This is a genomic window from Pseudomonas ekonensis (genome assembly GCF_019145435.1).
Classification (GTDB): domain Bacteria; phylum Pseudomonadota; class Gammaproteobacteria; order Pseudomonadales; family Pseudomonadaceae; genus Aquipseudomonas; species Aquipseudomonas ekonensis.
Map to the genome: position 1 here is coordinate 1,794,307 of NZ_JAHSTS010000002.1, position 25,314 is coordinate 1,819,620.

Consider the following 25,314-nt stretch of genomic DNA (forward strand, 5'->3'; position numbering starts at 1 on the left):
GTCAGCCCATGCGCCACCGAGCAGGACTGTTGCGCCTGCCCGATCCGCATTTCTGCGCAAGACCTGCTAAACCTCAGTGTTCAAGCGTAGGCCCTATTGCACGGACCGAACGATTGTTTGCCTTGGGCAGTCCACACTCTGAGCATCTTTTTCCGGAGAGCGTTCCATGTCTGACCGCTATATCGACTTCGCCAACTCGTCCCTCGGCCACCGCCTGGTCGGCGCCCTGGGCCTGCCGTCGCCGGTGCGGCTGGAGCGCTGGCAGGCCGGGCGCCTGCGGCCGGTGGAGGGCGCGCTGCTGATCGGCGGCGGGCCGTTGGCCGCCCGCGTCAACGCCTTCGCCAACCGCCTGACCGACGCCATCTACCGCTACGGCGACGAACCGGCCGGCGCGGCCGAGTGGATTCCCGGCGCCGGCCCGAAACTCAAGGCCGTGGTGTTCGACGCCAGCGACCTGCAGCGCACCGATCAGCTCAAGCGCCTGCGCGAGTTCTTCCAGCCGCTGATGAAAAGCCTCGACCGCTGCGCCCACCTGGTGATCCTGGGCCGCGCTCCGGAGTCGCTGGACGATCCGTTCGCCGCCAGCGCGCAACGGGCCCTCGAAGGGTTCTCCCGTTCGCTGGCCAAGGAACTGCGCAGCGGCGGCACCCTGCAACTGATCTACGTCGGCGACGGCGCCGAGGATCAACTGGAAGGCCCGTTGCGGTTTTTCCTGTCGCCCAAGAGCGCGTTCGTGTCCGGGCAGGTGATCCGCCTCCAGGCCTGCGACACCCAAGTCAGCGACTGGACGCGCCCCCTGGCCGGGCGCAAGGCGCTGGTGACCGGCGCGGCGCGGGGCATCGGCGCGTCCATCGCCGAAACCCTGGCCCGCGACGGCGCCGACGTGATCCTGCTCGACGTGCCGCCGGCCAAGGCCGACCTCGAAGCCCTCGCCGCGCGGCTGGGCGGGCGCGCCGTCACCCTCGACATCTGCGCCGGGGACGCCGCCGCGCAACTGACCGAACAACTGCCCGAGGGCCTCGACATCCTTGTGCACAACGCCGGCATCACCCGCGACAAGACCCTGGCCAACATGACGCCGGACTTCTGGGACGCGGTGCTCGCCGTCAACCTCAACGCCCCTCAAACGCTGACCCAGGCCCTGCTCGACAGCGGCGCCCTGCACGACCACGCACGGATCATCCTGCTGGCCTCGATCAGCGGCATCGCCGGCAACCGCGGGCAGACCAACTACGCGGTAAGCAAGGCCGGGCTGATCGGCCTGGCCCAGGCCTGGGCGACGACGTTGCAGGCACGGGGCATCAGCATCAACGCCGTGGCGCCTGGCTTCATCGAGACCCAGATGACTGCGCACATTCCGTTCGGACTGCGCGAGGCCGGCCGACGCATGAGCTCCCTGGGCCAGGGCGGTCTGCCCCAGGACGTCGCCGAAGCCGTGGCGTGGCTGGCGCAGCCGGGCACCGGGGCATTCACCGGGCAGGCCTTGCGGGTCTGCGGACAAAGCGTACTGGGGGCCTAGGCATGAGCATCGACTGGCAGGCACTCGACCGCGAACCGGGCTTGCCCGGCCTTTACCTGCGGGCCGCGACCCGCCGCAAGATCACCGGCACCACCCTGCCCGACCTGGGCCTGCGCTGCTGGGTGGACGTCGATGGCCGGCGGTTGGCGGCCTACCGCAACGTCTGCGGTTTTGCCGATGACGGCCTGCTGCCGCCGACCTACCCGCACGTTCTGGCGTTCGCCTTGCAGATGCGCCTGCTGACGGACAAGGCGTTCCCGTTCCCGCTGCTGGGGCTGATCCACCTGAGCAACCGGCTCCGCGTGCTGCGGCCGATGGGTGGGGTCAGCCGGGCGCTGGTCGGCGTGCAGGTGCGCAATCTGCAGCCCCATCCCAAGGGCGCGACCTTCGACCTGCTGACCACTCTCGACGATCAGCTCGGGCCGCTGTGGGAAGCCGAAAGCCGGATGCTGTGCCGCGGCGTGAAGCTTGAGGGCGAGCCGCAGGCCTCGGCGTGGGAACCGTCGCTGCCCCTGGCGGAAGTGGCGCAGTGGAACGCCCCGGCGGACATCGGCCGGCGATACGCCAGGGTGTCCGGCGACTGCAACCCGATCCACCTGAGCGGCCCCAGCGCGAAGCTGTTCGGCTTTCCCAGCGCCATCGCCCACGGCCTGTGGAACAAGGCCCGCACCCTCGCCGCACTGGCCGACCGGCTGCCCAAGGCCAACCTGGAGGTGACCGTGCACTTTCGCAAACCGGTGCGGTTGCCCAGCGGGGTGACGCTGCTGGCCAGCGCCGCCGGCTCCAGCGGCGAATTGCGCCTGACCGGAGCCGCAGAACTGGAGCACATGGTGGGCGACTGGCGGCCGGTCGCCTGAGCGGGGTTCTGGTCGGCGGCTGCGCCGCCTGGCGGGAGCTAGCGCCCCCGCCGCCAGCCGTGGGTCCGACCTGGAAATTGTGTGTATATCACTAAAGTTTTTCCGCACCGCCCGCCCCTGCCGCGCCAAACGCCGCCGTTGATTTCCAAGGCTTTTTGGGGCGCACCTATCACCACAGGATTAGTCCTTAGGCAGCATCCGCCGCCCCTTGCAGGAAGGCGTTAATACCAACTTGAGAATGGCGTGGATCCAACCGCTCGATTGAGATGGCCACAACGGACGAAGGCATCGCCGGCGACAGAACCGGGGAGCCCTCGACAACAACAAACGTTGTGACAGGTGCAAGGACTCTCAATCATGAACAATCAAGCGTGGTGCAAAACAGCGACAGCTCTGGCATTGATCCTCTCCCTCGGCCTCGCCGGCTGCAGCAGCGGCGGTGGCGGCCATCACAGCAGCTCCGGCAGTGCCTCGTCCGACGGTGCCGCCGCCGGCACCAGCGGCACCGGCAGCACAGGCGGCTCGACCGGAACCGGCGGCTCCACCGGCAGCGGCGACACCGCCGGCACCGGAGGAACCGGTGGTACGGGGGGCACCGGCGGTACGGGTGGAACAGGAGGTACCGGCGGCACCGATCCGACCAACCCCACCAACCCGACAGACCCGACCGGCCCGACCAATCCCTCCACCCCTCAAGCACTGGTGACCAGCACCCTGGTGCAGGACGTGGGCAGCACCCTGTCCGGCGTCGGCAGCGGCGTCGGCCAGGTCGGCGATGCGCTCAGCGGCCTGCCGGTGGCCGGCGGCGTCGTGCAGAGTTTCGCCACCACCGCCGGCAATGTGGTGAGCACCCTGGGTGACGGCGTGGCCAACGGCCTCGGCAAGCTGGGCACCACGGACAACGGCCTGGGCGTGACCGCCTCGGCGGTCGGCGGCGTGGTGCAGGATGCGGGCAACGGCGTGTCCGACCTGAGCGGCAAACTGGCCGGCGCCACCGGCAGCATTCCGGTGGTCGGCGGCGTGGTCACCAAAGTCGCGCCGGTGCTCGACGGCGTCGGCGAAAAAGTCACCATGCTCGGCGACACCCTGAGCACCGCCACCACCAGCGGCCCGCTCGGTTCGGCCACCCAACAGGTGAGCAAGCAACTGGTGCCGGTGATCGCCATGGTCGAAAGCACCACCGACAAGCTGGGCAGCGCCACAGGGCTGGGCGCGCCCCTCAACGGTGTGCTGCAGAAAGTCGGCGGCGCCGTCGACGGCCTGGGCGACAACGTCAGCGGGGCCGGCAGCGGCAATGCGCTGACCGGCACGGTGGGCGGCGCCTTGAGCAACGTCGGCACCACGGTCGCCAAGGCCGGCGGGCTGACCGACAACGGCACCGGCGGCTCGACCGGCGGCATCGGCGGCGGCCTGGGCGGCACCGGCCTGCTGCAGACGGTCGGCGGCGCGGCGGTCAACGTCGGCGGCGGGGCGGCGGCCGGCAACGGCAGCCTGACGGCGCCCGGCGGTGTCGTGGCCTCGGTCGGCAACGTGGTGGCCTCGGTCAACACCGCGCTCGGCGGTTCGGGCACCCCGATCACCAGTCCCACCACACCGCTGGCGACCCTCGGCACCAACGTGGGCAGCGGACTGGCCCCGGTCACCACGGCCGTCACCAGCCTGACCCAGAACGTCGGCGCCGCCACCGGCGTCGGCAGCCCCGTGGCCAGCCTCACCGGCCAGGTCGGCGCCACCGTCGGCAATGTGGGCGGCGCCATCGCCGGCACCGGCAGCAACCCTGTCGTCACCGCCGTCGGCAACACCGTGACCGCCGTGGGCGGCACCGTCTCCGCCGTCGGCGGCCTGGTCAACGGCGGCACCGGCAGCACCGGCGGCGGGCTGGGCGGCGCCCTCGGCGGCCTCACCGGCGCGCTGGGCGGCACCCAACGCTGAATTGCACCTGGCCGATTCGACGGCCATCCCTACAGCGCCTACGCTTGGTTGGAGGCGGAAGATCCCCGCGGATCTTCCGCCTTTTTCTTGGGAAAGCATCAGCCAAGTGCTGCGGTCTGAACATGGAGTGTCCTATGCGCATCATGGCGTCCTTGCTGTTTCTCGGTCTCAGTTGCACGGCCCTCGCCGACACCCTGCCCAGCTTCCTCAACAGCAACGAAACCATCCGCAACCTGCCGGTGCCCAACCTGCCGGCCGACGCCTACCGCCCCAGCGCCGCGCCGTTGCAGGTGCCCGAGCCTGGCGCCGCGGCTGCGCAACCGTTGATGATGGGCACAAAGCTCCATTTGAAGACCGTGCAGATCGAAGGCGGCACGCTCTACCCGCTGAACGAACTGGCGGCCATCTACCAGCCCCTGATCGGCCGCGAATCCAGCCTGGCCGACCTGATCGAAGCGACCCGCAGCATCACCCGCCGCTACCAGCAGGACGGCTACCTGCTGTCCTACGCCTTCCTGCCGCAGCAGACCTTCGACGACGGCGTGGCGCGGGTGGTGCTGGTGGAAGGCTACGTGCGCGACGTGCAGGTGCAGGGCGACATCGGCCGGGTCAAGGCCCTGCTCGACCGGCTGGCGGCCAAGATCCAGGCCGAGCGCCCGCTGACCCGCAAGACCTTCGAACGCTACACCACCCTGATGACCCGCATCCCCGGCGTCACCCTGCAGGCCCAGGTGCCTCCGCCCGGCACCACCGACGGCGCCACCACGCTGCTGGCCCAGGCCAGCCGCAAGCCGTTCACCAGCACCCTGAGCACCACCGAGGACAACCGCAACGGCACCCAGGCCCTGCTCGGCGTCAGCAGCAACTCGCAGACCTCGATGGGCGAACAGCTGACCCTCAGCGGCCTGTTTCCGCCGGGGGACGACCACGAGCATTACTACCGCGCGGACTACAGCCAGTTCATCGACGACGAAGGCTCGCAACTGAACCTGTCCGCCTCGCGCTACCGCGCCGACCCCGGCACCAACGTGCTGCTGGCCAACGGCCTGCAACTCAAGCCGCACCGCGAGAACGACCGCTACTCCTTCGGCTTCAGCCTGCCGCTGATCGCTTCGCCCAACGAACTGCTGACCGCCGGCTCGCGCCTGTACGCGGTCAACGACAAGACCCGCTACAAGGTCATCGGCTACCCGCTGAGCGTCGAAGAACGCACCGACATCCGCGCCCTCGCCTTCGAAAGCGACTGGCGCAAGGCCGACGCCCGGCAACTGCGGATCCTCAGCGGCGGCGTCTACCAGGGCTTCGACAGCATGGGCGCCCACACCAACAACGACGCCATCGACCTGAGCTTCTTCCGCCTGCGGCTGTCCGGGGTGCAGAGCGACAAGTTCCTCGACAACTGGCAGGGCGTGGCGTCGGCGGCGCTGTACTGGAGCGACGACACCTTGCCCGACAGCGAACGGGCGGTGTTCGGCGGCCAGAACTTCGGCCGCGGCTACCCCGACGACCAGGCCTCCGGCGACAAGGGCTGGGGCGTGGCCTACGAGATCAACTACAGCTTCAACCGCGAGGGCAACTGGGTGCGCATCCTGCAGCCGTACGTGGTGCTGGACCGCTCGCGCAGCTGGTTCAACCGCTTGCCGGTGCAGGCCAACAGCCTGTCGTCGGCGGCGCTCGGGCTCAGGTTCGGCGACGCGAAGTACTACAACATCGCCCTGGAGGCAGCCAAGCCGATGTCGGACGAGGCGCTGGACACCTTCAACCGGCGGATGCGGTACAGCATCAGTTTCAGTTATCAGCTGTAGGTTGGTTTTCACAGGGGATTGAGGTGGTCAGAGAGAGACTGGTCGGCTGGCAGGCCGTCATCGCCAGCAGGCTGGTTCCCACAGGGAATTGAGGTGATCTGGGAGGGATTGGTCGGCTGTCAGGCCGCCATCGCTGGCAAGCCAGCTCCCACAGGGATTGAGGTGGTCTGGGAGGGATTGGTCGGCTGGCAGGCCGCCATCGCCAGCAGGCTGGCTCCTACAGTGGGATTGGGTGCACTCAGGGAGGGGTTGGTCGGCTGTCAGGCCGCCATCGCGTGCTCTTCAAAAGGCCGAGTGTCAGCTCGCCTCGCTTTTGATCTTGATCTGCCGGCCCCTTCGGAAGGCTGAGTGGAGGGGTTCATCCGGGGGTGGGCGCGCAGCGCCGTTTGGCGCAGCCAAACACATCGGAAGGAGGTGCAGCGAAGCAAACCGTAGCCGATGCCCCCGGATGAATCCCGGAGCGAAGGAACCCCGAGCCTCAGCGAGGGGCCGAACGCCGGGGCCCAGACCTTTTGGTTACTTTTGGGGCGTCTGCCAAAAGTGACCCGCCGTAAGGGCGGAACCGCCAGAGGCAGCACCCGCAGCAACGGATATACACACAAAACAACCCACAACCTGGTCGGCCCAGAGGCCGCCAAGGCTAAAGGGTCAAAAGGCCAAAAGGCCAAAAGGCCAAAGCTCAAGACACATTCACCTTCGGCTTAGGAAACAAATTATCCAACGTCTCCAACAACCTCACGTGATAGATCGGCTTGCGAAACAGATCCAGCACCTGCAACCGCAACATGTCGCTGACATCCTCCATGTCCGCATGCCCCGACGTCACGATCACCGGCAAATGCTCGCGGGACGTATGCTCGCGCAGCCGCCGGATCAGCGACATGCCGCTCTCCTCCGGCATCCGCAGGTCGGTGATCACCAAGGCGATGTCGGGATGCCGGGTCAGGTGGTGCAGGGCCAGCTTCACCGACGTCGCGGTGTGGCAGACAAACCCCTCGCCCTCCAGCAGTTCCGCCAGTTCCAGCAACGCGTCCTCCTCATCGTCAACCAGAAGCAACTGTTGGCGCGGCAAAGAGGAAGCAGTCATGGGCAATCCCTGAAAGGCAAAAGGTGGAACCGAGTGTAGCGGGGCATTCGCCGCAGGCGACCGGTCCGGCTACGGCGTCTGCACCGGAGCGGTCTGTGCCGCGCCGCCCAGCGCCACCAGGATGTTGTTGAAGATCGCCAGCACCCGGCCCCCCACGGGGGTCACGAACACCACGACCACCACCGCCACCATCGCCACGACAATCGCGTACTCGATGGCCGACGCCGCATCGGTGCGGGCCAGAAACAGACGCACACGCATCATCAGGTATTCAAGAAACATGATCGTTCTCCTTCCGACACCGGGGACCCGGTCGCTTGGGCAATGCCTGCACGCGCCCTTTCAAGGGCCGCGGGCAGGCACCGACGAGAACAGGGGGCATTCGCTCAAGGGATCGTCGGACGGGTCACCGCAGCGCCGCCGAGGGACGTCAGGACAGCGTTGAAGATGCCCAGCACCCTGGCGCCGACCGGGGTCACGAACACCACGACGACGACCGCCACCATCGCCACCACAATGGCGTACTCGATCGCCGACGCGCCGTCGTCCTTCTTGAAGAACAGCAGGGCCCGGGCCACCAGATAATCAATGATCATGCGAAGCATACGTCCACTCCTTTGCGCGCCTGGCGCCGATTCATGCATCAGCGGCAAAGCCTCCACCGTGCCATTTGAGCATTGCCAACAAAGCCCGGCGCAACAACTGTAAGAACGGATTAATCACAAAGGATTAATCCGTTCGTGGCACCGCGGATTTCGTCTGTTAATTGGCCGCCGCCCCTACTTTCGTAGGTTATTTTCCGGGCAGTAATGGCGTTTTGGCTCGGATCAGCTAGCGTGGAAATAGCCAAATCGTTGCATGTTCATAGCTGCCTGATTGCGAAGTTCCCTTGTTCAGGAAAGTGCGGGCCAGAGGTGCAGCAGGAAAGGGAGAGCCGTCATGAACAGTCGCGTCACCTTGGGCCTTGCGGCCTTGCTTATGCTCGGGGCAATCGTGGTGGGTTACTGGGGCCTGGTGCTCAGCCGCCAGCCGGCCCCCGTCGCCGAGGCCCCTGCCGCCCCCGCCGCACCGGCGGCCACCGTCGAGAAAACCGTCGCCGCCGCCGAAGACCAGGCCCGTCAACCGGTGGTGGTGCTGCTGCATGACGTTCCCCCCTTCACACCGCTGACCGCCGCCGACCTTGCCATCGAAAAGCTGCGCAGCGCGCCGGCCGGCAGCCTGGCCACCCTGGAGCAGGCGGTGGGCCGCATGCCCTGGCGCCACCTGAGCGCCGGCACCTGGCTCAACGAAGACAGCTTCACCGCCGGCGGCACGCTGGCGCGCATGATCCACCGCGACGAGCGCGCCCTGGCGGTGTCGGTCGATGAGGTGATCGGCGCCGCCGGGCAACTGATCCCCGGCGACTACGTCGATGTGTTGCTGTACCTGCGCCAGGACGCCAGCAACCCGCAGCAGTCGGCGCAGACCGTCGTGCCGGCCCTGCGCGTGCTGGGCGTCGGCGAGCAGTACGGCCTGACCAACGACGGCCAACCCGCCTCGCCGGCCCTGGGCGCCGACGAAAAGCTCAAGCAGGACCAGCGCCGGGTCGCCGCGCGCACCGTGGTGCTGGCCGTGCCCGAACCCCTGCTGAGCCGGCTGATGCTCGCCACCCAGGTCGGCACCCTGCGCCTGGCGGTGCGCAGCAGCGAAGAACAGCGCCTGGCCAAGTACTGGGCCGGCGAACACGAGGCGCCGCAACACTTCGACGCCGCCGACAGCCAACTCTTCCAGTTCACCCAACTGGCCCTGGGCAGCGCGCCGAAACCGCCTCCCGGCGAACACCGCACGGGCAGCCCGCGGGCAGCGGTGGAGATCATCCGCGGCAACCAGATCACCCAACAAACCCCATGACTGAGCAAGGATCCAAGTGCATGCAGAGTCGCTTCCGGCCGACGTTCAAAAACGCGCTCACGGCCTTGCTGCTGACCGGGCTGTCGATGGACACCGCCCTGGCGGCCACCGGCAACTGCGCGAGCCTGGGCCGGTTGCCGCCGGTGATCGAGATCGGTGAAGGGTTGCAGCAGGACATGCAGTCGCCGGTGGCGATCACCCGCCTGGCCATCGGCGACCCGAAGATCGCCGACGTGCATGCCAATGGCAGTTCCTCGTTCCTGCTCACCGGCATGGCCCCCGGCGCCACCAGCCTGATGGTCTGGACCGCCTGCGCCAAAGAGCCGCGCCAGAGCATGGTGTTCGTCCAGGGCGCCGCCACCGCCGCCCTGACCAGCGCCGGCGCGCTGCCGTCGGATGACCCGCAGTTGCCGTCGCAGGTGCAGACCGACATCCGCTTCGTCGAAGTCAGCCGCACCAAGCTCAAGCAGGCCACCGCCTCGCTGATCGGCACCCGCGGCAACTTCCTGTTCGGTTCTCCCGGCACCCTGCCGCCGGTGGACGGCGTGCCGACGCCGAAACTGCCGGTGGACAACTCGCTGTTCAACTTCTCGTGGATCGGCGGCAAGACCATGGCGATCATCAACGCCCTGGAAGGCAGCGGCTTCGCCTACACCCTGGCGCGCCCCAGCCTCGTGGCCCTCAACGGCCAGAGCGCGAGCTTCCTGGCCGGCGGCGAAATCCCCATCCCGGTGCCCAGCTCCGGCAGCGACAGCGTGTCCATCGAGTACAAGGAATTCGGCATCCGCCTGACCCTGACCCCGACCATCATCGGCCACGACCGCATCGCCCTGAAGGTCGCGCCGGAAGTCAGCGAACTGGACTTCAGCAACGCCGTGAACATCGCCGGCACCACCGTGCCGGCCCTGACCATCCGGCGCACCGACACCAGCATTTCCCTGGCCGACGGCGAAAGCTTCGTCATCAGCGGCCTGATCAGCACCACCAACACTTCCCAGGTCGACAAGTTTCCGGGCCTGGGCGACATCCCGGTGCTGGGGGCGTTCTTCAAGAGCTCGCAGATCAAGCGCGAAGAGCGCGAACTGCTGATGATCGTCACCCCGCACCTGGTGCAGCCGCTGTCGGCGCAGGCGCAGCTGCCGGCGCTGCCGGGGGAGAAACTGCGCAACTACGACCCGAACTTCTACCGCATGTTCTTCCTGGAAAACGGCAACTTCGACAAGCGCAGCGGGTTATCCCAATGAGCCAGAGCCTGAGCCAGACGTTCCTCGCCATCACCCGCAACAGCACCGACCTGGAATGGCTGCAGAACGCTCTCGCGCCGCTGGGGCAAGTGGTGAGCGCCGGCGGCGGCAGCCTCGACGAGCTGCTGGCGCTGGTGGACGTCACGTTCGCAAGCCTGGTGTTCGTCGGCCTCGACCGCGACCACGTGGTGGCCCAGTGCGCCCTGATCGAAGGGGCGCTGGAGGCCAAGCCGATGCTGGCCATCGTCGCCCTCGGCGACGGCATGGACAACCAGCTGGTGCTCAACGCCATGCGCGCCGGCGCCCGGGACTTCGTCGCCTACGGCTCGCGCTCGAGCGAGGTCGCCGGGCTGGTGCGGCGCCTGAGCAAACGCCTGCCCCCGGTGGCGCCGAGCACCCAACTGGGCGGCCTCACGGTGATGTACGGCGTGCAGGGCGGCTCCGACGGCGCGCTGCTGGCCAACCACATGGCGCTGGTGGTGCAGAAGAGCGGGCAGCAGACGCTGCTGCTGGATCTGGGCCTGCCCCGGGGCGACAGCCTGGCGCTGCTGGGGCTGGAGAGCTCGTTCCACTTCGGCGACGCCCTGCGCCACCTGCGACGGCTCGACGCCACCCTGATCGACAGCGCCTTCACCAGCGCCGAAGCGGGCCTGCGCATCCTGGCCTACGCCGACAACGACGAACCGCTGGAAAGCACCAGCGCCGCCGAGCTGTACATGCTGCTCAGCGCCCTGCGCCAGCACTTCCAGCACATCGTGGTGAACCTCACCGGCCAGCCCGACAGCGAAGCCCTGCGCACCTTCGTCAGCCACTGCGACAAACTGCTGTGGTACACCGACCAGAACGTCCTCGACTGCCGGCGCAACCTGGCGGTGTACAACCTGTGGCGGGAAAAGGGCATGAAGCTCGACCACGGCCGCCTCCTGATCGACCGCTACCTGAACAACGTCGCGCCGGACTCGGACACCCTCGGCAAGACCTTCAACCTGGAAGTCATCGCCGTGCTGGCCTTGAGCCCGGAACTGCGCCTGAACGCCAAGAACCAGGGCGTCAGCCTGTTCGAGCTGGCCCCGCGGGAGAAGCTCACCCAGAGCCTGCGCAGCCTCGGCGAGCGGCTGGCCAAACGCTCCGAAGGCCTTTCCAAACCGAAGGTCACCTGGTTCGACCGCCTGCGAGGCACCTCATGAGCCCGGAAAAACTGTTCGGCGCCCCGGCGCGCGGCCCCGCCGGCAACGCCGACCACGAAGGCCTGAAACTGGTGCTGCACCGCTACATCATCGACGCCATCGAGGAGTCCGGGAAAAACCTGCTCGAAGGCTCGCGCCAGCAACTGGCGCAGTTCGTCATCGACAAGGTCGCCGAATACATCGCCCGCCTGCACCTGGCCATTTCCCGCTACGAGATGGAACGCCTGGCCGAAGAGATCGTCGACGAGCTCACCGGTTTCGGCCCCCTCGAAGTGCTGCTGCGCGACAGCGCCGTCACCGAAATCCTGGTCAACGGCCCGCACCGGGTGTTCATCGAACGCGACGGGGTGCTGCACCAGAGCGACCTGCGCTTCATCGACGCGCACCATGTCGAGCGGGTCATGCAACGCATCCTCGCGCCCCTCGGGCGGCGGCTGGACGAGTCGTCGCCGATGGTCGACGCGCGCCTTCCGGACGGCAGCCGGGTCAACGCGATCATCCCGCCCATCGCCCTCGACGGACCGTGCCTGTCGATCCGCAAGTTCCGCAAGGACATGCTCAAGAGCAGCGATCTGATCGCCATGCAGACCATCGACCTGCCGATCTTCGAGTGCTTCCAGGAGGCCGTGGGCCGGCGCTGCAACATCCTCATCAGCGGCGGCACCGGCACCGGCAAGACCACGTTGCTGAACATCCTCAGCCAGCTGATCAACCCCCACGAGCGGCTGGTGACCATCGAGGACGTCGCCGAACTGCAACTGGGCCACCCCCACGTGGTGCGCCTGGAAACCCGCCCGCCGAACGCCGAAGGCCACGGCGAAGTGAAGGCCAGCGACCTGATCCGCAACGCCCTGCGGATGCGCCCGGACCGGATCATCCTCGGCGAGATCCGCGGCGTCGAAGTGCTCGACGTGCTGACGGCGATGAACACCGGCCACGACGGCTCCATGAGCACTGTGCACGCCAACAACGCCCAGGACGCGCTGCTGCGCCTGGAGACCCTGGTGGGCCTGACCGGCCGCAGCGTGGCCGAGCGCACCCTGCGCCAGATGATCTGCGCGGCGCTGGACCTCATCATCCAGCTGACCCGCATGCCCGACGGCCGCCGCTGCGTCAGCGAGGTGGTGGAAGTGGTGGGCGTGCGCGAGGACATCTACGTCACCAACACCCTGTTCCGCCTGGACCGGCGCACCGGGTTCGGCTTCCTGCGCGAGGCGGTCAACCCGGCCGGCGACAAGCTGCGCCACGAAACGGGCCTGGGCCGCACGGAGCTTTCATGATGATGGGGCCGGTGATCCTGATCGCCATTTGCCTGCTGTTGCTGGGGCTGTCGATCCGTCTGTTCCTGCACGGCGTGCACAAGACCGCCAACGAACGGGTGCTCAACCGCCTCGCGGCAGGCCAGCCGCAGACCGCCGTGGCCAAACCCGCCTGGGCACCGCTGGAGCGGATGTTCCTGCAGGCCGGGCTGGGCCGGCCGAGCGAGCGTTTCGGGGTGTGGCTGACCCTGTGGACCGTCGCCCTGCTGCTGGGCTTCCTGCTGGCCGACTGGTTCGGCCTGCTGACCGCGTTGCTGGCGCCGCCCCTGGCCCTGCGGCTGTACATCGCCTGGCTGTACCGCAGCCGCCTCAAGCGCATGATCGAGCAACTGCCGCAGTTGCTCGACCACACGGTGCGCAGCCTCAAGTCCGGGCGCACCCTGAGCGACGCGGTGCTGGGCGGCATCGAGAGCAGCGAGGATCCGCTCAAGAGCGCCATGGGCCGGGTGCAGCGCAACGTGCAGCTGGGGGTCAACCTGCCGGACGCCGTGAGCGACTTCGCCGAACTCTACGAGCAGGATGAACTGCGCATGTTCGCCCTGGGCCTGAAGGTCAACCACCGCTACGGCGGCAACGCCAGCGAACTGCTGGAGAACCTGATCAAGCTGATCCGCGAACGCGACCAGGGCGCCCGCCAACTGCGCGCCCTGACCGGCGAAACGCGGATGACCGCCTGGGTGCTGGGCTCGTTGCCGGTGCTGCTGGTCAGCTACTTCATGCTCACCAACCCCGGCTACATGCTGGGCATGTGGAACGACCCGGCGGGCCACACCATGCTGATCGTCGCGGTGCTGCTGCAGGTGGCGGGCAGCCTGCTGCTGTGGCGCATGCTGAGGAGCGTCTGAGATGGTGATCCTGGCCGCCTTCATGCTGTTGCTCGGCGCCCTGCTGCTGGTGGCCAACCACCTGCTTTCCGAACGGCGCCGGGTGCGCCAGGTCAACGAACGCCTGCAAGGCCACCTGGTGCGCGAGAACCGCGTCGGCCAGTGGCTGCGGGCCCTGGGCAGCAGCCGCTTCGGCCAGCGCTCGGTGAGCATCGACAGCGAAACCCAGACCCTGCTCGCCCGCCTCGGCTGGCGCCGCGCCAGCGAGCGTTCGCTGTACGCCGCCTGCCAGATCGGCACGCCGCTGTTGACCCTGGGGCTGGGCCTGTTCCTGCGCGAAGTGTTCTTCCCCCAGGCGGCCAACGGCTGGCTGGTGCCGATGCTCGCCACCGGCGCCGGCTACCTGCTGCCCAAACGCCTGCTGGCCTACGCCGCCGCCCGCCGGCAAAGGACCATCGCCGTGGAAGTGTCCACCTTCATTCCGCTGCTGCGCATCCTGTTCGAATCCGGCATGGCCGTCGAACAGGCCCTGCGCGTGCTCAGCCTCGAAGGGCAGAAGCTGTTGCCGGAGCTGACCCGCGAACTGCGCCTGATCCTGTCCCGCGTCGATTCGGGCCTTGAGCTCGGCCAGGAACTGAACAAGGCCGCCGCACAGCTGGCGGTGGACGAATTCACCGACACCTGCGTGATCCTGCAACAGCTGATCCAGCAGGGCGGCGGCGCGATGAAATCGCTGCTGGCGCTCAAGCAGTTGCTGGACGACCGGCGCCTGACGCGCCTGCAGGAATACATCTCGAAGATGTCGGCCAAGATGTCGGTGGTGATGATGCTGTTTCTGTTCCCGGCCCTGCTGATCGTGCTGGCCGGCCCCGGTTTCACCGCGATTACCCGGGCGTTCGCGTCCTGAACCTGGCTAAGGAGAGCGTTTGATGAAAGCACTGATGGTCGTGGCGACCCTGTTGATGCTCGGCGGCTGCGCCACCGACGGCCAGGCGCCGTGGACGGCGATCCTCGCGCCGGCCGGCTGCAGCAAGCTGAGCTCCGAACAGGAACTGGCCCTGAACCTGGCCGACGACCTGGCCAACGACGGCAAGCTGCACGCCAGCCTGGCCAACCTGCAAAGCCTGCCGGACAACCTCGGCGAGGTGCGCCTGCGCAAGGCCAAGGTCTATCGCCTGCTCGGGCGCAGCGAAGCCGAACCCCTTTACCGCAGCCTGCTGGGCTCTTGCCTGAACGCTGACGCCGAACACGGCCTGGGCCAGCTCTACGCCGCCCGGGGCGACAACGGCCAGGCCCAGGCCCACCTGCAACGGGCCGCCCGCCTGGCCCCGACCAACGAGAAGATCCGCAACGACCTGGGCGTGGTGTACCTCAACCAACTGCGCCTGGAAGACGCCCGCTTCGAATTCCTCACCGCCATCGAACTGCAGCAGAACAACCCGCTGGCGACCCTGAACCTGGTCACCCTGCTGCTGTACCAGGACAACTGGCAGCAGGCCGCCGAAATCGTCAGCCGCGCCCACCTGACCCCGGAACAGTTCACCGAAGCCCAGCAGCGCGCCGAACGGCTCAAGGCCCCGGCCACCACCCGGCCCGCCGCCGGCAACCAGGTCGCCGTCGTCGCCGACCCGCAGCCGTCGACACTCAAATGAACCCCAAGGAGGCCGCCATGAACACCCTCAAAGGCCTGTGCTGCCTGACCCTGCTCTGCCTGCCCCTCGGCGCCCACGCCATCGACGCCGGCCCCGCCTCGGCCCAGCAGCAAGAAACCGAAGGCTGGCTGCTGCTGCAAAGCCGCAACAAGGCCGCCTCCCCCACCCCACAAACCGCCACGGCCACCGAACGGGAACTGGCGATGCAGCGCTGGCTGAAGAAATACAAATACGAGATCCCCGACTTCTACGACCCGGATGCGGGCGGGAAGATCGAGACCAAGAACTGACGGTGGGCTGACCGTCGGGTTTGACTGCACCTGAAATCCCGCGGGAGCGGGGTCGGCTGGCCGTCCGTCATCGCTGGCACTGCCGACATCTGTGGTGCCTGCCAGCGAAAGCGGCAGGCCAGGCACCGAAGATGCCGGCTTGCCTGCGCCGAACGGTTACACGATGCCCAGCCCGTTGGGCTTGACCCGATCCAGCGCCCGGTTCACCGACAGCTCGGCCAGCATGACGATCTGCTGGATCGCCAGCGCCGTGCTGCGTTGCGGGCCGTTGAGCGCGTTGGCGAAATTGCCGGACATGACATTGGCCGAGGCCAGGGACTCGCAGGCGTGGGCCAGCAGGCTTTCGGAATCGATGTTGGGGTGCACCATGAACATTTCGCTGGGCTGACGCAGGTTGGCGGGCTCCGGATTGAGATAGAAATCGAGGGCCCGGCGGGAGGCGTTGCGGTCTTTGATGAGGTCTTCGGCGCGTTTGTCTTCGGCGAAGGGGTTGGTGATGTTGTAGGGGGGATCGGGGATGACTTTGCTCATAAATACCTCTGCTCGTTATCGAAGCACCTCCAACCGCCGTTTCTCACGCGGCGAATAGAGGTGGCAACCATGTGCGGAGTGAGAAACCGGTGAGCAGAAAACCGGCCAGACCGAAGTCTGCCCGCACACAGCCGCCATAGAGCATTGCGACAGCCGATCAGCTGGCGGCAATTATGGTGGTACTGGCGCTAGTTTCAAGCTCATGCGGGTTCTCACACCCGATCGCTGAGGTGTCAGCGACAGCCCAAGACTAGAGAGCGGGCTTCCGACGGACAACCTGAAAACCTTGTGGGAGGGTTCGGCAAATCTGCAACAGCCTTAAACATTTCGGTTCTGAGATGCGGCCCGGTTTCACACAGGGATTGGGGTGGTCTGGTAGAGATTGGTCGGCTGGCAGGCCGTCATCGCTGGCAAGCCAGCTCCCACAAGGATTGAGGTGGCCTGGTAGGAATTGGTCGGCTGGCAGGCCGCTATCGCTGGCAAGTCGAGTCGTCGCACCGCAGCTCCCACAGGGTTTGATGTGGTCTGGGGGAATTGGTTGGCTGGCTGGCCGCTATCGCCAGCAGGCTGGCTCCTACAAGGATTGATGTGGTCTGGTGGGGATTGGTCGGCTGTCAGGCCGCCGTGGCGTGCTTCCCAAAAGGCCGAGTGTCAGCTCGCCTCGCTTTTGATCTTGATCTGCCGGCCCCTTCGGAAGGCTGAGTGGAGGGGTTCATCCGGGGACGGGCGCGCAGCGCCGTTTGGCGCAGCCAAACACATCGGAAGGAGGTGCAGCGAAGCAAACCGTAGCCGATGCCCCCGGATGAATCCCGGAGCGAAGGAACCCCGAGCCTCAGCGAGGGGCCGGACGCCGGGGCCAGACCTTTTGGTTACTTTTGGGGCGTTTGCCAAAAGTGACCCGCCGTAAGGGCGGAACCCTAAGCCGCCGTTACCGCAGAAATGGATATGTACCCACCCCAGCCACAACCTGGTCGGCCCAGAGGCCGCCAAGGCCAACACCTAAACCGCTCAACCCCGCAAAGACTCAGTGCGCCGTCACCCGCTGCCGCCCCGCCACCCCGCCGGGCGAAAGCGCCAACGCCAACTGCGTCCGGTTATGCATATGCGTCAACCGCAACACCTGCGACACATACAGCTTCACCGTGTTCTCGGTGATCCCCAACTCACAGGCAATCTGATAGTTGGTCTGCCCCTTGCCCACCAGCCGCGCCACATCGAGCTGACGCGGCGACAACTGATGGAAGATCGCCGGCATCTCCAGCTCATCGCCCTGCAGCGGCTCATCCTCGCGCACCGCAGGCCCGCGCCGAACCTTGTCCAGGTCCTGGTACAGATCGTCGATCGAGGACGACAGGTCCTGCAGCTTCTGGTTCAGGTGCCCCAGCTGCAGCGTCTTCTGCCGCTCCTGCAAGGCCGCCTCCTGGCGTTGCAGCCCTTGCAGCAGCTCGTCCAGGTCGATGGGCTTCTGGTAGTAGTCGGCGATCCCGGCGCGCAACGCCTTGATCACGTCCTGCTTGTCGGCGCGGCCGGTGAGCATGATCGCCTCGAACACCCGCTGCTTGCCCGCCAGGCGCTGCATCGCCTGCACCAGTTCGATGCCGTCCATCTCCGGCATGTGCAGGTCGCACAGCACCAGGCCGATGCCCGCGTCATCGTTGAACCGTTCGAGGGCCTCCACGCTGGAGACGCAAGGGACGCAGCGGTAGCCGCTGCTTTCGAGAAATTCGCAGAGTTCTTCGACGATCAACGGCTGATCGTCGACCACCAGAACCTTCACCGCCGATGTAAGCTTGTTCACGTCCCACTCCATGCCCAGGCCAAAGCTGACCATTCCTGTACTGCCAACCGGTGGCAGAAATACCCTGCTTTGAAAGTAGACGCACTTTCCGACTATGTACATAAGACTAGTGGCGTTTCGCGACTAATGGATCCAGGGCCAGGCCAGCCCGACACCAACCAGCACAAACGGCGCATATGGCAGCTTTTTTGACGAATCTGGCCCCAGATAGCGCAAACGCTCCCTAAGCCCTTGACTCATATGCAGCCAGACTCTTGGCGCCAGCAGCCACCAGGCCACGCTCGCGAGCGCCGCGCCGATCACCGCCGCCAACACCCAAAGACCGTCCGTCGCCAGGCCCAGGGCTGTCATTAGTTTCACATCCCCGGCGCCCATCCGGCCCATGAGGTAGCCCGGCAGCGTGAACGCCAGCGCCAGCCCGAACGCCCAGCCGCCCTGGGCCGCGTCCGCGCCGATCCAGGTGCGGCCGGTGAGCAGCAGACAGGCCAGCGCCAGTGCGCCCGCACCGAGGGTCAAGGCATTGGCGATCCGCCGCTGGCGGGCATCCTGGGCGGCGCACAGCGCCAGCCAGGCCAGGAGGACGATAGTCTGCATCGGGTAAAAACCGTCCGTTTCCGCTGAATGATTCTATGCTGATACTACGCAGTGACTGTCAGGGTAGACGCACTCATGAAAACCGGCTTCCGGAAGTCGCAAAAAGGCGCGGTGGCGATCGAGTTCGCCCTGGTGTTCGTGATCTTTTTCGCCGTGTTCTATGGGCTGGTCAGTTACAGCCTGCCGTTCGTGCTGATGCAGTCGTTCAACCAGGCCACGTCCGAAGCGGTGCGCCGCGGCGTGGCGGTGGATCCCGCCACGGCCAACTACTCCACGGTGCTGGTGAACACCGCCAACACCACCTTGCAGCAGCAACTGGCCTGGGTGCCGGCGTCGTTCAACCTGGTGATCGGCGTGGACACCAGCGCGGTCTACAGCGCCGGCACCCTGACCGTCAGCGTCAACTACCCCACCAGCAAGCTGAACCAGGTGCTGCCGTTCCTGGTGTTGCCCGGCGTCGGCACGGTGCCCAGCCTGCCGGCCAACCTGACCGCCACCTCGAGCCTGCAATTTTGAGTTCGGGGGACAAGTTCCTCGGCCGCCTGCTCAAACGCGCACCGCCCGCCGCCCTCGACCTGCCCGACCTGCTCGGCTCGCCCGCTTCGGGCCTGCACCTGTTCCTGGACGCCGACGGCCGCGTGCTGCAGGCCGCCGGCCCGCTGCGGCACCTGCTGGGTCAGCAGGCACCGACGGACAGCCCCCTGCCGCTCAACGCCTGGGTGCTGCCCCACAGCACACTGGCCATCGAAGGCCGGCCGGCGGACTGGCAAGGGCAGCCGCTGGACCTGGATTTTCCCGGCCTCGGCGGCCAGCCCCTGCACCTGCGCGGCTGGGTGCAGCCCCAGGGCGACGGCTGGCTGATGCAACTGATGGACATCGCCGACCTGCTGCTCGAACGCCAGCAGTCGCGCCAGCGCGAAGCCTGCCAGCGGATGGCCGGGCACATCGCCGAGCAGTTGCGCGCCTGCAGCCTGCTGCGTTTGCCGAGCGTCGTGGCCGAGCAGTTGCAGGCCATCGCCCAGCGCTGGCGCATCCCCTGCCTGGCGCTGGCCCTGCCGGACGAGCACGAACAAGGCTGGCGCATCCATGGCCGCTACGTCGCCCACGACGCACCGGCGCTGTGGGAGGACGGGCAACGCCTGGGCACGCCGCTGGACAGCCTCAACGGCAGCGCCCCCCAGCGGATCGGCGCCCACCACGGGCTGGATGAGCACACCCGGGTGCAGGCCACGTTCGGCAACGCCGACGGCCTGGCCGTGCCTTACAGCGACGACCGCGGAACCGTGGCCTGGCTGCTCTGCGGCGTCTACCGGGCGGAAGACGGCGCGCCGCACCTGGCCGACCTCGACTGGATGCTGCTGGCCAGCGCTCTGGCCGGGCCGTTGCTCGGCCGCCTGCGCGAGCAGGAACACCATCGTCAACTGGAACGGCTGGAGTCTTTGCAGGGCCTGCTCGGCACCGGCTGGTGGGAACTGTCCGGCAACGGCGAGTCGGTGCAGCTGGCGCCGGCCCTGGCGGCCGACCTGCAACTGGACACCGAGGCCCTGCCGCTCGGGCACTGGCTGGAGCAGATCCACCCCGCCGACCGCGAAGAGTTGCGCAGCCGCCTCACGGCCCTGCAACTGCACGGCGAGGCCCTGTCGCTGTGCGTGCGCCTGCGTCGTCCCGACGCCTGGTACCGCGTGCAGGGCCAGGTGGCCGGCAGCGGCGAGGGCCGGCGGCTGGTGGGTTTCATGCTCGACATCAGCGACATCAAGAACCAGCAACAGCAGACCGCCGCCGCCCATGCGCGCCTGGACAACCTGATCGCCAGCTCGCCAGCGGTGATCTATGTCCAGCGCTACGTCGAAGGCGCGCTGCTGCCTTCGTTCTTCAGCGCCAGCCTGCAACCGTTGCTGGGCTGGCGCCTGGAAGACCTCGACGCGGCGGCGCTGGCCGAGCGGATCCACCCCGACGACCGCGACGGCTACTTCGAGCGCTGCCGGCAGTTGCTGCGCGAAGGTTCGGTGCGGGCCCGCTACCGCCTGCGTGACCATCGCGGCGACTACCACTGGCTGCTCGACGAAGCCCGTCTGCTGCGCAACGACCTCGGCCTGCCGGTGGAAGCGGTCGGCCTGTGGCTGGACGTCACCGACGCGACCCTGGCCGCCGAGCAGATCCGCCAGAGCGAGGAGCGCTACCGGATCCTGGTGGAGGACTCGCCGGCGATGATCTGCCGCTACCGTCCGGACCTGATCCTGACCTTCGGCAACCAGCCCCTGGCCCACTACCTGGAGTGCACGCCGCAGCAGTTGCCGGGCATCGATCTGGGCAGTTGGCTGTCCGACGAACAGCGCGCCGCCTTCCTCCAGCGCCTGGCCGCGCTGACCCCGGACAACCCGGTCAGCACGGCGGAGATCAGCCTGCAGTTGCCGGGGCGCGAGCATGCCTGGTGGGTGTGGTCGGACCGCGGCGTGTTCGATGAGCAGGGCCGGTTGACCGAAGTGCAGGCCGTGGGCCGCGACAACACCGAAGTGCGCCGCTCCCAGCAGCAGCTCACGCAGAGCGCGAAAATGGCCACCCTCGGCGAAATGGCCACGGGCCTGGCCCACGAGATCAACCAGCCGCTGAACGTGATGCGCATGGCCATCGTCAACGTGCTCAAGCGCCTGGGCAACGGCGATGTGCAGGTCGACTACCTGACCGACAAGCTCAACCGCATCGACGCCCAGGTGCAGCGCGCCGCGAAGGTGGTGGACCACATGCGGGTGTTCGGCCGCCGCTCGGAGATCGAGCGGCAACTGTTCAACCCGGCCACCGCCATCGAAGGCACGCTGTCGCTGCTGGCCGAAGGCATGCGCGGCAAAGGGGTGGACCTGCGCATCAGCGAAACCCCGTTCGCCGTGCACTGCCGCGGCTACGTCGATCAGCTTGAGCAGGTGCTGATCAACCTGATGGTCAACGCCCGGGATGCGCTGCTGGGCAAGCGCGAATCAGACCCGGCGTTCAAGCCGTGGATCTCGATCTATGCCGAGCGCGACGAGCACAAGGTGCGCCTGTGGGTCGAAGACAACGGCGGCGGCATCGACCCGCGCCTGCTGGAGCGGATCTTCGAACCGTTCTTCACCACCAAGCCGGTGGGGGTCGGCACCGGGCTGGGGCTGTCGGTGAGCTACGGCATCGTCGAGAACATGGGCGGCCACCTGAGCGTGCGCAACTCGGCGGACGGGGCGCGGTTCTGCATCGAACTGCCCATCGCCCCGGACGAGGCCTAGATGACCAGATAGGCCTTGCCGCTCTGGCCGCAGGTCATGTTGGCGCCGACGTCCACGCTCATCAGGTTGATGCCGAGGCTGGCCAGGAGGTTGTTGAGAAGGGGGTCGAGCAGTGGGCTCACCAGCCCCGTGATCAGCGGCTGGAGAATGTTGCTGACGTCCACGATCAAACTCGCGACGCCGGTTAGAGCCGTGCCCAACGGATTGCTGCCCACCGGTTTGTAGACGATCAGATTGATGCCGGCCAACGTGTTGGACAGGCTGGCGACGATGTTGCTGGTGGGCGTGGCGGACAGCACGCTCGGCGGCAGTTTGAGGTTAGGTGGCGTGGCGAACGGGGTGCTGCTGGAGAACAGCAGATCTTGGGTGTTCTGGGCCACGCTGGTATCGGCCATGATCGCGATGCCACCCGCCCCGTATTTAACGTGGGTCGTCGGGTCGCAACTGCCGATCCCCAGGATCTTGTGGCAAGTCACGATACCCAGGTCCACCAGCGGCAACGGCGTGACCGTGGGTTCGGCGGCGGACGAAAACGCATTGGTCGGATCGATCTGACCGAGCTTGAGGTCAGCCAGAGAGCTCTCGGTGCGGGCCGTCAGGCTCTTGGTGCCGGTGTTGCCCGTGGGGCAACTGTAATCGGTGACATAGCTATTCGCGCCGCCGGCATCCAGGCTGATATCAATCCGCGGCGGCGACGGCGACGGCAGCAACTGCGGATCCAGCTGCTGGCAACCGGCCCCCAACAGACAACCGACCGAGTTCAGCGTGGCGACCAGGTTCAGGCTCAGCAGCGCATTGAGCGTCGGCGTCAACGTGCCCACCAGCCCCAGCACCGCGTTGGTCAGCCCGGTCACCCCGGACAGCACCGGCAGGTTCACCGACAGCATCGTGCGCACCTGGGCCGTGCGCACGTAGATCCGGTTCGGCCCCTGCGGATCGGCCTTGGCCAGCGACGGATCGCCCACGGCAGACAGCTGCGGCGGCTCGATCACCTTGACCCGCACCGTGACGTTGGCCAGCCCCAGCACGTTGACCGGCAGGGTCGCGGCCACCGCGCTCTTGCTGTTGGCCAGTTGCACCACGCCCTGGATCAGTTGCAGCAGTTGCAGGTTGGCGTCCAGTCCGGCCGCGGTGGTGCCGCTCTGCAATTGCAGGATGTCCCCCAGCTTGACCGGGGCGGCGCTGCCCGCCGCCACCTGCAGTGTGCCCAGCGCCGTGATCACCTCGGCGGTGGCGCCGTTGAGCTGCACCACCTTCGCGGCGGCCTGGATCAGTTGCGTCACCGTGGCCTGGGTGTTGAGCAACTGGCTGTAGTTGCCGGCGGCCACGTTCAGGTCGATGGCCAGTTGGTTCAGGTAGCTGAGCAGGTTGATGTCGGTGTTGAGCAGCCCGTTCCAGCCCAGGGCGGTCAGGTTGACGTTGCCGCCCAGCAGCCCGGAGAACAGCGGATTGAGGATGTTCGACTGGGCGGTGCTGATGGTGGCCAGGTTGCTGCGGATGCTCAGCTGGGCGAGCGGCGGCTGCGGCTTGGCGGCCACCGCCGAGGCGGTGAGCTGGGTGTTCAGGCTGACCGGCGTGCCGCTGAACAGCGCCTGGACACCGCCGGCGAAACTGGTGGTGAGGGTGTGCGTGACGACGACTTTGACCGCGCCGGTCTGGGTCGCGTCGACGGTGAAGGTGCGCAGGCCCGAAGCGGCGGTCTGCACGGTGCCGCAGGTGGCGGCGAGGGTGTTGTCGGCATCGGGGGTGAAGCCGTTGCGCGCGGCGTTCTGCGTGGCGTACGCAGCCGCCGTCAGCCCGCCGGCGCAGGTGCCGCCGCGGCTGACCGCTTCCAGGGCGGCATTGTCCGCCACCCGCTGCAATTTGCGCTGTTCCATGTACAGGCGGCCGCTGTCGACCACCAGCAGCATCATCACCACGGCCAGGCTCAACGTGGCGGCCGCCATCAGGCCGATGGCCCCCCGCTGCCGGGCGGGGCCGCAAAACCGCGAACGAGGCGACATTGCGCACTCCTTTGCCGGCGCACGGCCGAGCGCTACCTCCATTGATGCACATCAGTGTAGACGCGGCGCGGCGACACTGCTGGCAACGCGCCAGCCTATGGGTTGGCGATGTGGAACCGGCTGATGCATTGATGGGGGATGGGGGCCTCATCGCGAGCAAGCTCGCTCCCACAGGTTTTTGTGGTGGCCGCAGGCTTGGCGGTCACCCGAGATTTCCTGTGGGGGCCAGCCTGCTGGCGATGGCGGCCGGTCAGGCAACGGAAATGCCGGCCTGATCGCTTGCAGCCAAGCCCCCGCAGGGAGCCTAACGCGGCGGGTAGTTGGCCAGGATCCGGCCGACGGTCTCGCGGATCGCGCTGCTGCGGTCGGACGGGTTCGGCGTGCGGCTGAGCATCTGCTCGTCGCTGCCGCGCCAGACCAGTTTGCCGTCCTTGCCGTCGAGCAGGTCGATCTGGATGGTCGCGACCTTGTAGGTGACGTTGCGGGTTTCGTTGTACATCGGCGCGCCCCAGTAGCCGTTCCAGGGGCCGCCCCAACCGCCGCCGTAGTTGGTCGTCACCTGCTGCTGGCGGTCCTCGACGATCAGGTAGGTCTGTACGTTCAGGTCGCCCCGGGCCCCTTGGGCGGCAGGGCGCAGGCCGCGTTGGTCGAGCTGGTCGGCGACGGCCTGGCGGATGCGTTGTTCGGTGAGGTCGCTCTTGATCCGCGGATCGTCGGGGCGGTATTGCAGGGCCGGTTCTTTCCAGCTCCAGCTGCGGTAGGCGGCAAAGTCGCGGCTGGCGTCGAAGTCATGGTTGACCTGGTTGGCGGCGCAGGCACTGAGCAGCGCGGCCACGGCCAGTGAAACGAAAGGGCGGAACATGGTTTTTCTCCGGTGGAAGACATGAACCTGGGGAAGCTTCGCGCAAACGGGAAGCTAACCGGGAGGATACGCCGACAGCGCCTTTTCCACAGCTTCGCGCAGGGCATCGGTGTGGTCGCTCTGGTTGCCGCCGGTGCCGGTTTCGGCGCTGGCGCTCCAGACCGGCTGGCCGGTGCCGGCGTCGAACAGGTCGACCCGCACCACCACGACCTGCTCCCGATACGTGCGCACCACCGGCACGGTGTTGTACATCCCGTAGCTGCGGCCGTACCGGTCATAGCCGCCGTATCCGCCGTAGTAGCCGTAATCGTCCTGCACCTGGCGCAGGCGGGTCTCCAGCCTGAGGTCGGCGCTGACGAACAGGTCGGCGGGGCGGTTGTCGTGCAGCGGCCGCAAGCCGCGCTGGTCGAGGGCGCCGCTGACGGCCTCGGCCACTTGCGCCGAATCGGCCCAGGCCGAGCCCGGCGGCAGGCGGCCATTGAGCCACGCCCAACTGCGGTAGCGCCCGTAGTCCCGCGGCGGCGCCGGGTAGGCGCTGCGGTCGAACACCGTGGCGGCCTGCGGCGGAGCCGGCGGCAAGGGGCGCGATTGCGCCACGTAAGGATTGCTGCCCTGGCAGGCGGCCAACCCCAGGCAGATCAGCAGTAACCCGCAATGCGTCTTCAT

23 protein-coding genes are annotated in these 25,314 nt (G+C 67.4%); 14 read left to right on the plus strand and 9 right to left on the minus strand.

What is annotated here, in order from left to right; genetic code table 11:
• Positions 1 to 166 precede the first annotated feature (166 nt).
• From KVG96_RS21250 to KVG96_RS21265, 4 genes are all read left to right on the plus strand, one after another.
• Positions 167 to 1,519 (plus strand): 3-oxoacyl-ACP reductase, encoded by a 1,353-nt coding sequence (locus KVG96_RS21250; RefSeq protein ID WP_217893793.1) that lies wholly within the window; start codon positions 167 to 169, stop codon positions 1,517 to 1,519.
• A gap of 2 nt (positions 1,520 to 1,521) precedes the next feature.
• Complete coding sequence (locus KVG96_RS21255; protein ID WP_217893794.1) at positions 1,522 to 2,376, plus strand: MaoC/PaaZ C-terminal domain-containing protein; 855 nt, start codon at positions 1,522 to 1,524, stop codon at positions 2,374 to 2,376.
• 357 nt (positions 2,377 to 2,733) lie between these two features.
• Positions 2,734 to 4,308, plus strand: coding sequence for a collagen-like triple helix repeat-containing protein (locus KVG96_RS21260; protein ID WP_217893795.1), 1,575 nt, complete (start codon positions 2,734 to 2,736; stop codon positions 4,306 to 4,308).
• A gap of 134 nt (positions 4,309 to 4,442) precedes the next feature.
• Positions 4,443 to 6,113, plus strand: coding sequence for a ShlB/FhaC/HecB family hemolysin secretion/activation protein (locus KVG96_RS21265; protein ID WP_217893796.1), 1,671 nt, complete (start codon positions 4,443 to 4,445; stop codon positions 6,111 to 6,113).
• A gap of 679 nt (positions 6,114 to 6,792) precedes the next feature.
• Here the strand turns inward: KVG96_RS21265 and KVG96_RS21270 are convergent.
• From KVG96_RS21270 to KVG96_RS21280, 3 genes are all read right to left on the minus strand, one after another.
• On the minus strand, positions 6,793 to 7,200 hold the full coding sequence (locus KVG96_RS21270) for a response regulator (protein WP_085582640.1): 408 nt from the start codon (positions 7,198 to 7,200) through the stop codon (positions 6,793 to 6,795).
• A gap of 69 nt (positions 7,201 to 7,269) precedes the next feature.
• Positions 7,270 to 7,482 carry a Flp family type IVb pilin gene (locus KVG96_RS21275; protein ID WP_217893797.1) on the minus strand — a complete coding sequence of 71 codons (213 nt, stop codon included), beginning with the start codon at positions 7,480 to 7,482 and terminating at the stop codon, positions 7,270 to 7,272.
• Positions 7,483 to 7,586: 104 nt separating this feature from the next.
• Positions 7,587 to 7,796, minus strand: coding sequence for a Flp family type IVb pilin (locus KVG96_RS21280; RefSeq protein ID WP_217894259.1), 210 nt, complete (start codon positions 7,794 to 7,796; stop codon positions 7,587 to 7,589).
• Between the two features lie 343 nt (positions 7,797 to 8,139).
• Here KVG96_RS21280 and cpaB point away from each other — a divergent pair, with 343 nt between their 5' ends.
• Genes cpaB through KVG96_RS21320 form a run of 8 tightly spaced genes read left to right on the plus strand, consistent with a single transcriptional unit; the run spans position 8,140 to position 15,606 of the window.
• Positions 8,140 to 9,090 carry a Flp pilus assembly protein CpaB gene (gene cpaB, locus KVG96_RS21285; RefSeq protein WP_217893798.1) on the plus strand — a complete coding sequence of 317 codons (951 nt, stop codon included), beginning with the start codon at positions 8,140 to 8,142 and terminating at the stop codon, positions 9,088 to 9,090.
• Positions 9,091 to 9,110: 20 nt separating this feature from the next.
• Positions 9,111 to 10,334, plus strand: a complete 1,224-nt coding sequence (locus KVG96_RS21290) for a type II and III secretion system protein family protein (RefSeq protein WP_217893799.1) — start codon at positions 9,111 to 9,113, stop codon at positions 10,332 to 10,334.
• The gene (locus KVG96_RS21295) at positions 10,331 to 11,521 is read left to right on the plus strand and encodes a CpaE/TadZ family protein (protein ID WP_217893800.1); all 1,191 of its coding nucleotides are present in this window, start codon (positions 10,331 to 10,333) and stop codon (positions 11,519 to 11,521) included. The genes KVG96_RS21290 and KVG96_RS21295 overlap by 4 nt, the downstream gene beginning before the upstream one ends.
• Positions 11,518 to 12,801: a TadA family conjugal transfer-associated ATPase gene (locus tag KVG96_RS21300; RefSeq protein WP_217893801.1), complete on the plus strand. Its 1,284-nt coding sequence runs from the start codon at positions 11,518 to 11,520 to the stop codon at positions 12,799 to 12,801. The genes KVG96_RS21295 and KVG96_RS21300 overlap by 4 nt, the downstream gene beginning before the upstream one ends.
• Positions 12,801 to 13,685 (plus strand): type II secretion system F family protein, encoded by an 885-nt coding sequence (locus KVG96_RS21305; protein WP_217894260.1) that lies wholly within the window; start codon positions 12,801 to 12,803, stop codon positions 13,683 to 13,685. Before KVG96_RS21300 ends, KVG96_RS21305 begins: the two co-directional genes overlap by 1 nt.
• A 1-nt stretch (position 13,686) precedes the next feature.
• Positions 13,687 to 14,571: a type II secretion system F family protein gene (locus tag KVG96_RS21310; protein WP_217893802.1), complete on the plus strand. Its 885-nt coding sequence runs from the start codon at positions 13,687 to 13,689 to the stop codon at positions 14,569 to 14,571.
• A 22-nt stretch (positions 14,572 to 14,593) separates the two neighbouring features.
• The gene (locus KVG96_RS21315) at positions 14,594 to 15,316 is read left to right on the plus strand and encodes a tetratricopeptide repeat protein (RefSeq protein WP_217893803.1); all 723 of its coding nucleotides are present in this window, start codon (positions 14,594 to 14,596) and stop codon (positions 15,314 to 15,316) included.
• 17 nt (positions 15,317 to 15,333) lie between these two features.
• Positions 15,334 to 15,606, plus strand: coding sequence for a DUF3613 domain-containing protein (locus KVG96_RS21320; protein WP_217893804.1), 273 nt, complete (start codon positions 15,334 to 15,336; stop codon positions 15,604 to 15,606).
• A gap of 156 nt (positions 15,607 to 15,762) precedes the next feature.
• Here KVG96_RS21320 and KVG96_RS21325 read toward each other — a convergent pair whose 3' ends face one another.
• The 3 genes from KVG96_RS21325 to KVG96_RS21335 form a co-directional block, all read right to left on the minus strand.
• A complete protein-coding gene (locus tag KVG96_RS21325) occupies positions 15,763 to 16,137 on the minus strand; it encodes a DUF6124 family protein (protein ID WP_217893805.1) in 375 nt (124 codons plus the stop codon).
• A gap of 1,024 nt (positions 16,138 to 17,161) precedes the next feature.
• Positions 17,162 to 17,935: a response regulator transcription factor gene (locus tag KVG96_RS21330; RefSeq protein ID WP_367617495.1), complete on the minus strand. Its 774-nt coding sequence runs from the start codon at positions 17,933 to 17,935 to the stop codon at positions 17,162 to 17,164.
• Between the two features lie 123 nt (positions 17,936 to 18,058).
• Entirely contained in the window at positions 18,059 to 18,529 is a 471-nt protein-coding gene (locus tag KVG96_RS21335; RefSeq protein WP_217893807.1) for a prepilin peptidase, read from the minus strand.
• Positions 18,530 to 18,604: 75 nt separating this feature from the next.
• Between KVG96_RS21335 and KVG96_RS21340 the strand changes: the two genes are divergently transcribed.
• Positions 18,605 to 19,045, plus strand: coding sequence for a TadE/TadG family type IV pilus assembly protein (locus tag KVG96_RS21340; RefSeq protein WP_085582663.1), 441 nt, complete (start codon positions 18,605 to 18,607; stop codon positions 19,043 to 19,045).
• Positions 19,042 to 21,783, plus strand: coding sequence for a PAS domain-containing sensor histidine kinase (locus KVG96_RS21345; RefSeq protein WP_217893808.1), 2,742 nt, complete (start codon positions 19,042 to 19,044; stop codon positions 21,781 to 21,783). The genes KVG96_RS21340 and KVG96_RS21345 overlap by 4 nt, the downstream gene beginning before the upstream one ends.
• On the opposite strand, the gene KVG96_RS21350 is transcribed toward KVG96_RS21345, so the two are convergent.
• The 3 genes from KVG96_RS21350 to KVG96_RS21360 all read right to left on the minus strand — a co-directional run bounded on the left by KVG96_RS21350 (position 21,780) and on the right by KVG96_RS21360 (position 25,314).
• Positions 21,780 to 23,786 (minus strand): pilus assembly protein TadG-related protein, encoded by a 2,007-nt coding sequence (locus tag KVG96_RS21350; protein ID WP_217893809.1) that lies wholly within the window; start codon positions 23,784 to 23,786, stop codon positions 21,780 to 21,782. The two genes, KVG96_RS21345 and KVG96_RS21350, sit on opposite strands and share 4 nt — an antisense overlap.
• Positions 23,787 to 24,090: 304 nt before the next feature.
• Positions 24,091 to 24,648: a DUF4136 domain-containing protein gene (locus KVG96_RS21355; RefSeq protein WP_217893810.1), complete on the minus strand. Its 558-nt coding sequence runs from the start codon at positions 24,646 to 24,648 to the stop codon at positions 24,091 to 24,093.
• A 54-nt stretch (positions 24,649 to 24,702) separates the two neighbouring features.
• Complete coding sequence (locus KVG96_RS21360; protein ID WP_217893811.1) at positions 24,703 to 25,314, minus strand: DUF4136 domain-containing protein; 612 nt, start codon at positions 25,312 to 25,314, stop codon at positions 24,703 to 24,705.